14 protein-coding genes are annotated in these 11,406 nt (G+C 59.8%); 6 read left to right on the forward strand and 8 right to left on the reverse strand.

What is annotated here, in order from left to right:
• Positions 1-99 precede the first annotated feature (99 nt).
• The gene (locus BLX41_RS08355) at positions 100-1,275 is read right to left on the reverse strand and encodes an EAL domain-containing response regulator (protein WP_123724489.1); all 1,176 of its coding nucleotides are present in this window, start codon (positions 1,273-1,275) and stop codon (positions 100-102) included.
• A 331-nt stretch (positions 1,276-1,606) separates the two neighbouring features.
• Here BLX41_RS08355 and BLX41_RS08360 point away from each other — a divergent pair, with 331 nt between their 5' ends.
• On the forward strand, positions 1,607-2,236 hold the full coding sequence (locus BLX41_RS08360) for a response regulator transcription factor (RefSeq protein WP_123724490.1): 630 nt from the start codon (positions 1,607-1,609) through the stop codon (positions 2,234-2,236).
• A gap of 324 nt (positions 2,237-2,560) precedes the next feature.
• Here BLX41_RS08360 and BLX41_RS08365 read toward each other — a convergent pair whose 3' ends face one another.
• Positions 2,561-3,772 (reverse strand): M24 family metallopeptidase, encoded by a 1,212-nt coding sequence (locus tag BLX41_RS08365; RefSeq protein WP_123724491.1) that lies wholly within the window; start codon positions 3,770-3,772, stop codon positions 2,561-2,563.
• Positions 3,773-4,070: 298 nt separating this feature from the next.
• On the opposite strand from BLX41_RS08365, the gene BLX41_RS08370 reads away from it, so the two are divergent.
• Both BLX41_RS08370 and BLX41_RS08375 read left to right on the forward strand, forming a co-directional pair.
• Positions 4,071-4,829 (forward strand): LuxR family transcriptional regulator, encoded by a 759-nt coding sequence (locus BLX41_RS08370; protein WP_123724492.1) that lies wholly within the window; start codon positions 4,071-4,073, stop codon positions 4,827-4,829.
• 94 nt (positions 4,830-4,923) lie between these two features.
• A complete protein-coding gene (locus BLX41_RS08375) occupies positions 4,924-5,826 on the forward strand; it encodes a proline iminopeptidase-family hydrolase (protein ID WP_123724493.1) in 903 nt (300 codons plus the stop codon).
• A 61-nt stretch (positions 5,827-5,887) separates the two neighbouring features.
• On the opposite strand, the gene BLX41_RS08380 is transcribed toward BLX41_RS08375, so the two are convergent.
• From BLX41_RS08380 to BLX41_RS08390, 3 genes are all read right to left on the reverse strand, one after another.
• The gene (locus BLX41_RS08380) at positions 5,888-7,186 is read right to left on the reverse strand and encodes an NAD(P)/FAD-dependent oxidoreductase (protein ID WP_123724494.1); all 1,299 of its coding nucleotides are present in this window, start codon (positions 7,184-7,186) and stop codon (positions 5,888-5,890) included.
• Positions 7,187-7,246: 60 nt separating this feature from the next.
• Positions 7,247-7,420 carry a DUF3094 family protein gene (locus tag BLX41_RS08385; RefSeq protein WP_043274580.1) on the reverse strand — a complete coding sequence of 58 codons (174 nt, stop codon included), beginning with the start codon at positions 7,418-7,420 and terminating at the stop codon, positions 7,247-7,249.
• A 188-nt stretch (positions 7,421-7,608) separates the two neighbouring features.
• Positions 7,609-8,238, reverse strand: coding sequence for a DUF1780 domain-containing protein (locus BLX41_RS08390; protein WP_123724495.1), 630 nt, complete (start codon positions 8,236-8,238; stop codon positions 7,609-7,611).
• Between the two features lie 144 nt (positions 8,239-8,382).
• Between BLX41_RS08390 and BLX41_RS08395 the strand changes: the two genes are divergently transcribed.
• The 3 genes from BLX41_RS08395 to BLX41_RS08405 all read left to right on the forward strand — a co-directional run bounded on the left by BLX41_RS08395 (position 8,383) and on the right by BLX41_RS08405 (position 9,815).
• Complete coding sequence (locus BLX41_RS08395; protein WP_123724496.1) at positions 8,383-8,850, forward strand: FAD/FMN-containing dehydrogenase; 468 nt, start codon at positions 8,383-8,385, stop codon at positions 8,848-8,850.
• Positions 8,847-9,536, forward strand: coding sequence for an energy-coupling factor ABC transporter permease (locus BLX41_RS08400; RefSeq protein WP_123724497.1), 690 nt, complete (start codon positions 8,847-8,849; stop codon positions 9,534-9,536). The genes BLX41_RS08395 and BLX41_RS08400 overlap by 4 nt, the downstream gene beginning before the upstream one ends.
• A gap of 63 nt (positions 9,537-9,599) precedes the next feature.
• Positions 9,600-9,815 (forward strand): hypothetical protein, encoded by a 216-nt coding sequence (locus BLX41_RS08405; RefSeq protein ID WP_123724498.1) that lies wholly within the window; start codon positions 9,600-9,602, stop codon positions 9,813-9,815.
• A gap of 19 nt (positions 9,816-9,834) precedes the next feature.
• Here BLX41_RS08405 and yacG read toward each other — a convergent pair whose 3' ends face one another.
• From yacG to BLX41_RS08420, 3 genes are all read right to left on the reverse strand, one after another.
• The gene (gene yacG, locus BLX41_RS08410; protein WP_060841142.1) at positions 9,835-10,038 is read right to left on the reverse strand and encodes a DNA gyrase inhibitor YacG; all 204 of its coding nucleotides are present in this window, start codon (positions 10,036-10,038) and stop codon (positions 9,835-9,837) included.
• A complete protein-coding gene (gene coaE, locus BLX41_RS08415; protein WP_123724499.1) occupies positions 10,035-10,658 on the reverse strand; it encodes a dephospho-CoA kinase in 624 nt (207 codons plus the stop codon). The genes yacG and coaE overlap by 4 nt, the downstream gene beginning before the upstream one ends.
• The coding region (locus BLX41_RS08420; protein WP_259744552.1) for a prepilin peptidase at positions 10,655-11,406 on the reverse strand (752 nt) is incomplete at its 5' end. The genes coaE and BLX41_RS08420, both read right to left, overlap by 4 nt.

Here is an 11,406-nt window from a genome sequence, read left to right on the forward strand (position 1 = left end):
TGGATGACTCTATCAACGAGTAACAGCGCAATGGGCGCGGGGCGGACGGTACAGGAACCTGGTCAAAGGGTCGCCACTTTGATCGGCTGCCACCAGGGACTAACGGGTGCAGTAGGCAATGAAATGACTTTCCGGCATCGGGCGTGCGAACAGAAAACCCTGAGCTACGTCGCATCCCAGCTCCAGTAGGCGATCCTGCTGCTCGCGGGTTTCCACTCCTTCGATAATCAATGACATACCCAATGAGCGGGCAAGCCCCACAGTGCAGCTAATGACGGCGCTGCTTCTGGGTTGATGCCCCATCTTGCGGACGAAAGTGCCGTCTAGCTTGATCTGGCTGAAGGGCAGCTCGCACAGGCGATCCAGGGAGGAGTAACCTGCACCGAAGTCGTCCATGGCCAGGCCGCAACCCATCACCCGCAGGCGTATCAGATTTTCCAGGCTGCTGGCGGGAGCACTGATCAGGCTGGTTTCGGTGATTTCAAAGGTGATGCTGCTGGATGGAACCTGAAACAGCGTGAGCAGTGAGGCAATGGATTCGGTCAGAGTCTGGGACGCCAGTTGTGACGGGTGCAGATTGAACGAGAAACTCAGGGGAATGCCTTTTTGCGCCAGCTTGCGGCGCAGGGCCAGGCCCTGGTCGAACAACTGCCAGAACAGCCGGTCCAGCAAGCAGTGGTGTTCCATGATGTACAGAAAATGCGACGGCGGCAGTACTCCCAATTGCGGATGATTCCAGCGGGCCAGCGCTTCCGCACCTTGCAGAGACCCGTTGTCGAGAGTCACTTTGGGTTGGTAGTAGGGTTCGAATTCGCCGTTGTCCAGGCCTCGAATCACGTCCGTCAGGGTGGGTAGCTCGGACTTCTTCAGAGGTGTGATCAGGCCGTGGCGCTGGTTCTGATAACGAGTCAGCAAAGTGGTCAGGCGCTCCAGATTGAAGGGCTTGCCCAGGTCGCCCAGGAAGTTCAGGCCCAGGCGCTTGATCATCGAGATGGTGGTGTGCCGCAGAATCGGCTCGATCTGGCTGCACAGGATCACCGAGTGCAGCTTGCCGCTCTGGCTGGCGTGGCGCAGGAATGCCAAACCGTCCATTCCGGGCATTTTCAAGTCACAGATGGCAATGTCCATCCTTTCGCAGTGCTCCAGCAGCGCGAGCGCTTCGCTGCCGCTGGCCGCTTCATGTATCTGCCCCGGCATCACTTTTTTCAATGCTGTGATGGTAACCAGCCGTTGCAGCGGTTCATCTTCCAGAACCAGAACGTTCAAATGTTGCATTGCCAGCTCATGTCATTATTTGCTGCTCATAGTGCTTAAGGCTCTTGAGATGCTGCCATGAGACAAATCCCCATGCGTGGCAGGAGATTTCCTAATGAGAAATCAGCCTGTCTGATTCCTTAAGGAGAAGTCATTAACCCCTTGTATCGTTGGTTATTTGCCAGGAATCTGAATTTTCTGTGGGGGCATCAGGGTATCGTGCAGGTAGTACCTATATGACATCAGCGTTTTATACAGATACGTAAGTTGCAGCTGATAGAAGTGCGGTTACGTATATTTTTCGGGCGGTCCGGCTCACCCAAAGGCCGGGTTTTTAAGGTGAAGTGACAATATGCACAGCGTATTGATAGTTGACGATCATCCCGTTGTTCGGCTCGCCGTTAAGGTCTTGCTGGAAAAGAACAATATGCGGGTGGTGGCCGAAACAGACAATGGATTGGATGCGCTTGAGCTGGTGCGCGAGCATGGGCCGGATGTCGTGATCCTCGATATCGGTATTCCCAAGCTGGATGGCCTCAAGGTGCTGGCACGCATCAAGGCACTGGGCGTGGCCACTGAAGTGCTGGTGCTGACTTCGCAGTCGATTGAGAGCTTCTGCAGGCGTTGCATTCAGCTGGGAGCCAGGGGCTTTGTCAACAAGGAAGAGGATTTGGGCAATCTGGTGGTGGCTCTGAATGCAGTGCTGGCCGGCTATACCTTTTATCCGTCCCTGGCTTTGGACGTTTCCATTCCTGCAGCGGAGCAGCAGTCCGAGGCCGAGCAGATAGGCCAGCTGACCGATCGGGAAATGATCGTGTTGCAGTACCTGGCACAGGGTTATTCCAACAAGGCCATTGGTGAGAAACTGTTCTTGAGCAACAAGACAGTCAGTACCTACAAGACCCGGCTGTTGCAGAAGCTGGGGCTGGGGTCGCAAGTAAGCCTGGCGGAGTTTGCCAAGCGCAATGCCTTGATTCCATGAAGTGAGCATGGCCGCTTACTGTGATGTTTGGTATTCACTTAGTTGTGTCTGTATCGCGACTTAGCGGTGGGGATATGCGGTTCTTGCTCTTTCTGCATGACCTTAAAAGTACTCGTGCAGACACCATAAGTGGCATGGGTGGTGTATTTCTTGATTGAGTTTCAGGGCCCATCCTGGATGTGCCCTGAAAGCTCTTGTTGTTCAAGATTCTTCTTGTTGGGTTTCAGAGCTAATCACTGCAATCTTCCCGGCTCGTTTGCTTTGTCGATGCAGCGCTATCAAGAGAGCATCGAGTATTCGAGCTGAGTGGTCCTGATCGTCTCTTTAGCGATCGATGACGTTGTGCTGTGGTCCATAGGGCAGCCGGGTGATGTTTTCCGCGCCCTGGGAGTTGACGATCAGAATGTCGTGCTCCCGATAACCACCGGCACCTGGCTTGTTTTCGGGCAACCTGATCATCGGCTCCATGGACACCACCATGCCGGGCTCCAGCACTGTGTCCACATCCTCACGAAACTCCAGCCCGGTCTCGCGTCCGTAGTAGTGATTGAGGATGCCGAACGAGTGGCCGTAGCCGAACGTCCGGTATTGCAGCAGGTCGTGTTCCAGATAGATTTCGTTCAGCTGTCTGGCAATGTCGCTGCAGCGAGCGCCGGGTTTGATCAACTGCAATCCGGCCTCATGCACCTTGAGGTTGATTTCCCACAGGCGCAGATGAGCGTCGGGGCAATGGCCAAGGAACAGTGTGCGCTCCAGCGCGGTGTAGTAACCGGCGATCATCGGGAAACAGTTGAGGCTGAGGATCTCCCCCGGGCTGATCCGCCGCGAGGTCAGCGGATTGTGCGCGCCGTCGGTATTGATCCCTGATTGAAACCAGGTCCAGGTGTCCATCAATTCGGCTGTCGGAAAGGTCCGGGCGATTTCCCGGACCATGGCCTGTGTGGCGTGCAGGGCCACATCGTACTCCGGCACCTGATCTTGCAGGGCGTCGATGGCGGCGGCCCCGCCTATGTCGGCGATGCGTGCGCCCTGGCGGATCAGTGCCTGTTCTTCGGCTGACTTGAGCATGCGCAGAGTCATGCATGGGGCGGCGATATCCAGCAGTTGTGCTCGGGGATAGAGCTCGGCGAAGGCCTGGTGGCTGGGCAGGGTCAGTTGATCGAACTCCAGGCCCAGCCGTGCCGTCTGGGGCAAGGCCTGTTTGATCGCGACGAAGAAGTTGCCCCGTTGCCAGTCGGTGTAGACCACCTGAGCATCACAGACGGCTCGACGCGCGGGCTGCCCGCCGTCGATATTGGCGCTGATCAGCACCGTACGCTCCCGGGTCACCACCAGGGCGTACTGGCGGCCGAAAGAGCAATACAGGAAGTCGGCGTAGTAGTTGATGTTGTGATACGAGGTGAACAGCGCCGCGTCGATATCCTGGCCGGCCATATAGGCTCGCAGCGCGCTCAGGCGCTGGGCGTACTCCTGTGGGGAGAAGGTTGGAGGGACTTTTTCACCGTTGCGGATCTGAAGGGTCTTGGGCATCTGCATGGCACGGGTCCTTGTCTGCAATGAGCGATGCGCGGCGCCACCCTCGGGTGGGCCATGAAGCGGCATTGCAACAGATAGGGGCGGTGCAGGCATGTGTGGTACCGACCTTGAGGTGGTCGTCAGCGCTGCTTTTCAAAGGGGCAGGGGGAGGGTGCAACATGGGTCTTGCTCATGAAAAGCACGTCGAAGCCGGGTAGCACAACCTGGTAGTTCTTATAGGTTTTGCCTGGCCGGTTCCTATCGAGCGTGGCATTCTAGGCTCTGCTGTTAAGGATCAGACAGTAAGGAAACTGAACGGATGCAAAGCAGGCTCGCGGAAGTTAACACACGTCTTTTGCCGGGAAACTCATTGCATGAGCGGATGGCGGGGACCATGGACATGGCCTCGCAGCTGGGGTTCGATGCCCTGGTTTACGACTACAGTCCGGTGCCCTTTGATCAGCAAGGCGAACTGATCATTCCCAGTGCAATGGTCTGCAATACCCCAAAGGACTGGCTGGAGCTCTGGTGCGACGAGGGCTATTACCATATCGATCCGGTCCAGCAGGTGGCGCTGGACAGCACCTCTCCCTTTATCTGGTCCTACAGGCCCGAGGCGGAAACCGTCTTGCGTCAGGCCATGGGCCAGCAGCACGCGCCGGTATCGAGTTACCTGCAGCATCATCAGATGTCCCATGGCATGACCGTTCCCATTCACCTGCCTGGGGGTGGTTTCGCCAGCCTGACCGGTTTGCGCTCGGGCAGTACCCAAGTGGCCTTGCATGACCTGCAGCAGGTCCTGAGGGATTTCACGCTTCTTTCTCATGCACTGCAGGAACACCTCTATCCGCAGCTCAGTAAAAGCATTCGCAGCTACCCGGTTCAACTGACCAGACGAGAGCGTGAGTGCCTGAAATGGGCGGCCGAGGGTATGACCTCCGGCGAAATTGCTGAACGTCTGCAGCGTTCCGTGGCCACCATCAACCTGCATCTGACCTCGGCGATGCACAAGTTGGGGGCCAAGAATCGGGTTCAGGCCGTGGTTCGAGCGGTTCACTATCGCTTGCTGGAAAACTGAAGCGAGCACAACCGGCCCTGTCTTGTCGCTGATGCTGGGTGCGAGGCCGAAGATTGAATGACACAGGGTGATCGTCATCAGGGAGTGATGCGCAATGAAAGCAAGTAAACCACCACAGGAAGGTTATGCCTCCTTTGGCTCCTGGCAGACCTGGTATCGGGTGACGGGGGATCTGCAGAATGGTCTGACGCCCCTGGTGATACTGCACGGTGGCCCGGGCTGCACTTATGACACGGTGGATGCCTTCAGGGATGTGGCTGCCAGTGGCCGGGCAATCGTTCAGTTCGATCACCTCGGCAGTGGATTCTCCACTCGCCTGGAGGACAAGCCCACTTCATTCTGGAGCGTCGAGTTGTATCTGGAGGAACTGAACAATCTTCTGGATCACCTGCGCATCAGTGAGGATTACGCCTTGCTCGGGCATTCCTGGGGTGGGGCTCTGGCCAGCGAGCATGCCGCGTTGGCCCCAGCGGGCCTGCGCGCCCTGATCATTGCCAATGCCCCGGCCGACATGCAGACCTGGCAGGCTGAAACCCTGGGTTTGCGTGAGGCCTTGCCAGAGGGGGTCTTGCAGACGTTGATCGGCCACGAGCAGGCTGGAACCCTCCATAGCGCCGAATATGTGCAGGCGTCGCAAGTGTATTTTGAGCGGCACGTGTGCCGGCTTCGGCCCTGGCCGGAAGAGGTGGTGCGCATTTTTTCCAGGGGATGCTGCGCTACCGTGATGGAAAGTGTGCCGCAGCGGACTGAGAGTTTCCCTCTCCTGAGCAACCTGCAGGACTGGAGCGTTGTCGAGCGCCTGCCACGAATCAACGTGCCGAGCCTGCTGATCTCAGGGCGTTACGACGAAGCGACGCCCGCAGTGGTCAAGCCCTATCTGGAGAACGTTCCGGACATCCGCTGGGCACTGTTCGAGAACTCCAGCCACATGCCCCATATCGAGGAGCGGGTTGCCTGTATGGGAACGGTGGTGACCTTTCTGGACGAGTGTCTGTAGCTCGCACTTCGCCCACCCATGCGCCCCGCTACCTTGCGTAGCGGGGCGTACTTCCAGGCGCTTAGTGCAACTTCAAGCGAGGGTCGGTGCCTCTGCCAATCCGGCTGCCGAGCATCAGCATCGCCGTGCGGAACACTCCGTACAGGGCCATCTGGTGCATGCGGTATAGCGAGATGTAGAACATCCGTGCCAGCCAGCCTTCGAGCATCACGCTGCCGGTGAGATTGCCCATCAGGTTGCCCACCGCCGAGAAGCGCGAGAGGGAGATCAGCGAACCGTAGTCAGTGTACTTGTAGGTCGGCAGGTCCTTGCCTTCGATGCGCAGTTTCAGCGACTTGGCCATTAGGGATGCTTGCTGGTGTGCAGCCTGGGCCCGCGGCGGCACGTTGCGATCGCTACCCGGTTGCGGGCAGGCGGCGCAGTCGCCGAAGGCGAAGATGTTCTCGTCACGGGTGGTCTGCAGGGTTGGCAGTACCTGGAGCTGGTTGATGCGGTTGGTTTCCAGGCCGTCGATGTCCTTGAGGAACCCCGGCGCGCGGATGCCTGCCGCCCACACCTTGAGGCTGGCGGGAATGGTCTGGCCATCAGCGGTGATCAGACTGTCGGCGGTCACTTCACTGACCGACGCGTTGGTCAGTACCTTGACCCCGAGTTTCTCCAGGGTCTTGTGCACCGGCCCGCTGATGCGCTCCGGCAGGGCCGGCAGCACCCGTGGGCCGGCTTCGATCAGGGTGATGTGCATGTTTTCCGGGAGGATTCGGTCCAGGCCGTAGGCGGCCAGCTCATGGGCGGCGTTGTGCAGTTCCGCCGCCAGTTCCACACCGGTGGCGCCGGCGCCGACGATGGCCACGCTGATCTGTTCCACGGCATCTGTCTGCCCGGCATGGGCCCGCAGGTAATGATTGAGCAGTTGCTGGTGGAAGCGCTCGGCCTGCTTGCGGGTGTCGAGGAACAGGCAATGTTGGGCGGCACCCTGGGTGCCGAAGTCGTTGGTGGTACTGCCCACGGCGATGACCAGGGTGTCGTAGCCCAGTTCGCGGGCCGGCAACAGTTCTGTACCTTCCTCGTCATAGGTGGCGGCCAGCTGGATCTTTTTCTGTTGACGATCGAGCCCGCTCATGCGGCCCAGCTGGAACTCGAAGTGGTTCCATTTTGCTTGGGCGACGTAGTTGAGTTCGTCTTCGGAGGAGTTCAATGAGCCGGCGGCTACTTCGTGCAGCAGGGGTTTCCAGATATGGGTCAGGTTGGCGTCCACCAGCATCACACTGGCGGTGCCGCGCTTGCCCAGAGTCTTACCCAGGCGGGTCGCCAACTCCAGGCCGCCGGCGCCGCCGCCAACGATGACAATACGATGAGTCATGGGGATATCTCGCAAGGCTAAAAGAAATCGGTGCAGTCAACCGAGCGAGCGCGATGCAGCTCATAGCGTCAGGTAACTGATAAAACGGCTCAACAGGCCCAGGGCGACCGTCACCACGACCACCACCACAAGGAGCATCCACGGCCGAAAGGGCCGGCGCTCGACTCGGTGCTGAGGCAGTTGCAGGTATTCTTCGACATGGCGTTGGTCGTCGGGGTTCAGGCGGCTGCTCATAAAGGGCCTCGTCAGGTAGACGTCGCAACACAGGGGAATGTTACAGCGCGATGCAATCGAGCATTAACCGAGCATAGCCGCTGCAACGTGGGGGCTCGATGACGAGGTCCCGGCGTGGGCAGGCAAGAACGCTTTTTTACCATTGCCCGGGATATTGCGCCATGCCCACGCGGGCGGATTGTCGGACTTCACAAACTGATGCCGACGTCGAAAACGATACTGCGGCCCAGGTTGCTGCGCAGGAACTCCGGCGCATCCGGGTGGGCGAACAGCACCCGGGCGAAGGTCGGTCCCACCAGCGACAGCGACCGCCAGCCCTGGCGCAGGTATTCGGTGGGCGGTGGAAAGTGGCTGTTCAGGTCCAGCACTTCGCGCTTGAGGGCAGCGAAGGCAATGATGTCCAGCTCCCCCAGGTCCATCCCCCGCTCCTTGTAGTTGTGGGCCTTCTTGCGCAGGGTTGGCGCCAGGCGCAGCAGCAGCTCGTTGGCCGGGATGCGCTTGGGCTTGGCTTCACGTCGTACCAGCTGGCTCAGGGAAAATGCGCTGCGCCGGCGTTGCAGTTCGTCGCGCCATTCATCATTGAGTCGGCGGCCTTCATCAAGGACGAAGAACACCTCGAAGCTGGCATCGCGAAACAGCACATCCGGCGGCTCCTGCCCGGCGGCGCTGAATTCGTCGTTGCGATAGGGAATATTCAGGCCTTGCAGCAGGCGCTGGCAGACCCAACGCTCACGCTCCCATTTGCGGGCATTGGACAGAAACGCGTTGGCTTGTTCGGCCTGAATGGTGAGCAGGCGCAAAAAATCTGAGTCATCCATATCCCCAAGCTTAGCGCTCAAATATGACCTTAAAAACCACGCTTCTCGAAAAACCTCTGTGCCCGGTGTCTGGCGGTGCCTGCTGGAGGCTACCAAGGGGCGGTGTAGACTGTTTGTCGTCCTACCCCTCGAAAGGAGTGTGCAGTGAAGCGCTGGTCAATTCTGTTGCTGGGCCTGTTGCCCTTATGGGCCCAGGCCCTTGAAATCGGTGAGCGCCTGGCGCCCTGGACCTTGCTGGATCAGTTCGATCAGGCCTACAGCCTCGATTCCCAAGCGCAGATCCTTCTGGTGGCGCGAGGTATGGATGCGGCCAAGGTGGTGAACGGCGCGCTCAAGGACAAACCCAAGGATTATCTGCAGGCGCGCCACGGAGTGTTTGTCGCGGATATCCAGCGCATGCCGGTGTTGATCGCCAAGCTGTTCGCGGTGCCGGCCATGCGTGACTATCCCTACCGGGTGATGCTCGACCGCGAAGGGCGTGTGGCCTCTCGTTACCCTGCCGCCGAGGACAAGGTCCTGTGGCTGCAATTGCAGGATGGTCAATTGATGTCCCGGCAGGAGTTCGCCACCGTCGAGCAACTGCAGGCCGCACTGGAGAAAGCCCGGCCATGATCAGCGCGGCGCTGCTGTCATCGGAAAGCCTGAGCATCGGCTGGCTGCTGTACGTGCCGGTACTGATCTGGGCGGTGCTGCGGGCGCCCTGGGTCGAGCTGTTCACCGACAGTCGCCGTCAGCATCTACTATTCGGAACAGTGTTTGCGCTGTTTCTGCTGTGGTTGGTGCGCAGGGATTTCGACACTGGAGTGTCTTATCACTTCATCGGCATGACGGCTGTGACCTTGCTGCTGGACTGGCCTCTGGCGATTGTCGGTGGCCTGATTGCGCAACTGGGCTTGTGGGCTCTGGGACGGCAAGACCTGGCGGCCCTGGGGGTCAATGGCGCCTTGCTGATTCTGCTGCCGGTGGCGGTAACCGAGGCCTGTGCCTGGTTGGTGGAACGGGCCCAGCCGCGCAACCCCTTCGTCTACATCTTCTGCTCCGGATTCTTCGCGGCGGCCCTGTCGGCGCTGCTGTGCCTGCTTTGCGGCCTGGGGCTATTGTGGCTCGACGGGCGTTTTGCCATGCCCGAATGGTTGGAAGACTTTGTCGGCTATCTATGGTTGATCATCTTTCCCGAGGCATTTATCAACGGCATGGTGATCAGCGCCCTGGTGGTGTTTTGCCCGGAATGGCTGGAAACCTTCAATCGCACCCGCTACCTCTCCGCGCCCTGGAAGGATGAGGGGCCACGCCCTTGATCCATATCAACTCCAAGCCTGGGGCCGCGCTGCATGCTCGGCAAAAATCTCAGGAGTGCGGTCATGAGCGTCTATCAGTGGGCCCGGCAGGAAGTCTGCGACAGCCTGCACAGTGCCCAGCAGGAAGGATTTGAACCGGGGTTGAGCCTGCGGGCGCTGCTCAGTGCGGTGGTGCAGCAGAGCAAGAGCGTGCGTGGCATCGAGGATTTGGCTGACGAGTTGCAGTTCCTCGCGGAGAACCTCGACGACGATCAGGACTACAGCTTCATGCGGCCCTGATCGGCGTCGGGTCGAGCACTCAGTGAGCGCGGGGCGGCAGTTCTTCCGAGAACAGTTCGTCCTCGGCATCCGGGCTCACTGGAATCTTGTGTTCCTCGGCGGCCCAGGCCCCCAGATCGATCAATTTGCAACGGTCGGAACAGAACGGCCGGTTGGTGTTGGCCGCAGTCCATTCCACGGGGGCGCCACAGGTTGGGCATTCAACGGTCAGGGGTTGGCTCATGACTGGCCTCCACGCAAAGTTAGGTAAAAGTGATGCAGGCGTTCGACCTCGCTGCGCAACCAGGCGTGATCGCGGTCGTTGACCAGCACATCGTCGGCGTGACGCAGGCGCTCCTCGCGGCTGGCCTGGGCCTGGAGAATTGCCTGGACCTGCTGTTCGCTGATCTGGTCGCGCTGCAAGGTGCGTTCGATCTGCAGTTGTTGCGGCACATCGATCACCAGAATCCGTTGGGTCATCCGTGACTGGCCTGACTCGATCAGCAGTGGCGACACCAGAATCGCATAGGGCGATTCGGCAAGGGCCAGATGGCTGACGATCTCCTCGGCAATCAGCGGGTGCAATAGCGCCTCCAGCCAGCGTCGCTGCTCGGGGACTTCGAAGATCAGCTTGCGCAGGGCTGCACGATCCAGTTGGCCATCGGCCTGCAGCACGCCGTCACCAAAGTGCCGGGCAATCTGTTCCAGGGCCGGGCGGCCGGGTTCCACCACCCAGCGAGCGGCGTGATCGGCATCGATCACATGCACTCCCAGGTCGATGAAGTGCTGGGCGGCAGCGCTTTTGCCGCTACCGATGCCGCCGGTGAGGCCGAGGGTCCAGGGTGTGTTTACGGAGCGAGTCATTGGAAACCGACAAACTGCAAATAGAAGTCGGTTATTTGACCACCCCAGAGCAAGGCAATCCAGCCGGCAATGGCCAGAAAGGGGCCGAAGGGGATGGGCGTCGAGGTCTTGGCTCGGTTCAGGCGCAGCAGGACAGTGCCGAGAATCGCTCCCACCAGGGAAGACAGGAGCAAGGTCAGCGGCAGGATCTGCCAGCCGCCCCAGGCACCAAGCATCGCCAGCAGCTTGAAGTCGCCGTGGCCCATGCCGTCCTTGCCGGTCAGCAATTTGAACAGCCAGAACACTGACCACAGGCACAGATAGCCGAGCACAGCGCCCCACAGGGCATCCTCCAGGCTCACCAGCAGCCCGAAGCTGTTGCCAATCAGTCCCAGCCACAACAGTGGCAACACCAGCACGTCCGGCAGCAGCTGGTGATCGGCATCGATCAGGCTCATGGCCAGTAGCCCCCAACTGAGGATCAGCAGCAGGCCCGCGGGCCAGCCGAAACCGAAGTGCCAGGCGATGAACGCCGAGATCAGCCCGCAAGCCAGTTCGGTCAGCGGGTAGCGCGGGCTGATGGTGGTCTTGCAGTGAGCGCAACGGCCCCGCAGCCACAGATAGCTGAGCAGGGGGATGTTTTCCCAGGGACGGATCGCTTGTGCGCAATGGGGGCACTGGGAGTGGGGCAGCAGCAGGTTGTAGGGCGCCGCCACAGGCTCCGGGGCCAGTCCCAGCACTTCGTGGGCCTGGGCCCGCCAGTCGCGTT

Origin of the sequence: Pseudomonas protegens (assembly GCF_003732485.1) — a bacterium.
GTDB classification, from domain to species: Bacteria; Pseudomonadota; Gammaproteobacteria; order Pseudomonadales; family Pseudomonadaceae; genus Aquipseudomonas; species Aquipseudomonas protegens_B.

Coding starts and splice junctions, on each gene's coding strand:
- BLX41_RS08405 (WP_123724498.1), top strand. CDS start 9,600: ATGAGCGTCTATCAGTGGGCCCGGCAGGAAGTCTGCGACAGCCTGCAC.
- BLX41_RS08370 (WP_123724492.1), top strand. CDS start 4,071: ATGCAAAGCAGGCTCGCGGAAGTTAACACACGTCTTTTGCCGGGAAAC.
- coaE (WP_123724499.1), bottom strand. CDS start 10,658: ATGACTCGCTCCGTAAACACACCCTGGACCCTCGGCCTCACCGGCGGC.
- BLX41_RS08355 (WP_123724489.1), bottom strand. CDS start 1,275: ATGCAACATTTGAACGTTCTGGTTCTGGAAGATGAACCGCTGCAACGG.
- BLX41_RS08360 (WP_123724490.1), top strand. CDS start 1,607: ATGCACAGCGTATTGATAGTTGACGATCATCCCGTTGTTCGGCTCGCC.
- yacG (WP_060841142.1), bottom strand. CDS start 10,038: ATGAGCCAACCCCTGACCGTTGAATGCCCAACCTGTGGCGCCCCCGTG.
- BLX41_RS08365 (WP_123724491.1), bottom strand. CDS start 3,772: ATGCAGATGCCCAAGACCCTTCAGATCCGCAACGGTGAAAAAGTCCCT.
- BLX41_RS08400 (WP_123724497.1), top strand. CDS start 8,847: ATGATCAGCGCGGCGCTGCTGTCATCGGAAAGCCTGAGCATCGGCTGG.
- BLX41_RS08385 (WP_043274580.1), bottom strand. CDS start 7,420: ATGAGCAGCCGCCTGAACCCCGACGACCAACGCCATGTCGAAGAATAC.
- BLX41_RS08380 (WP_123724494.1), bottom strand. CDS start 7,186: ATGACTCATCGTATTGTCATCGTTGGCGGCGGCGCCGGCGGCCTGGAG.
- BLX41_RS08375 (WP_123724493.1), top strand. CDS start 4,924: ATGAAAGCAAGTAAACCACCACAGGAAGGTTATGCCTCCTTTGGCTCC.
- BLX41_RS08390 (WP_123724495.1), bottom strand. CDS start 8,238: ATGGATGACTCAGATTTTTTGCGCCTGCTCACCATTCAGGCCGAACAA.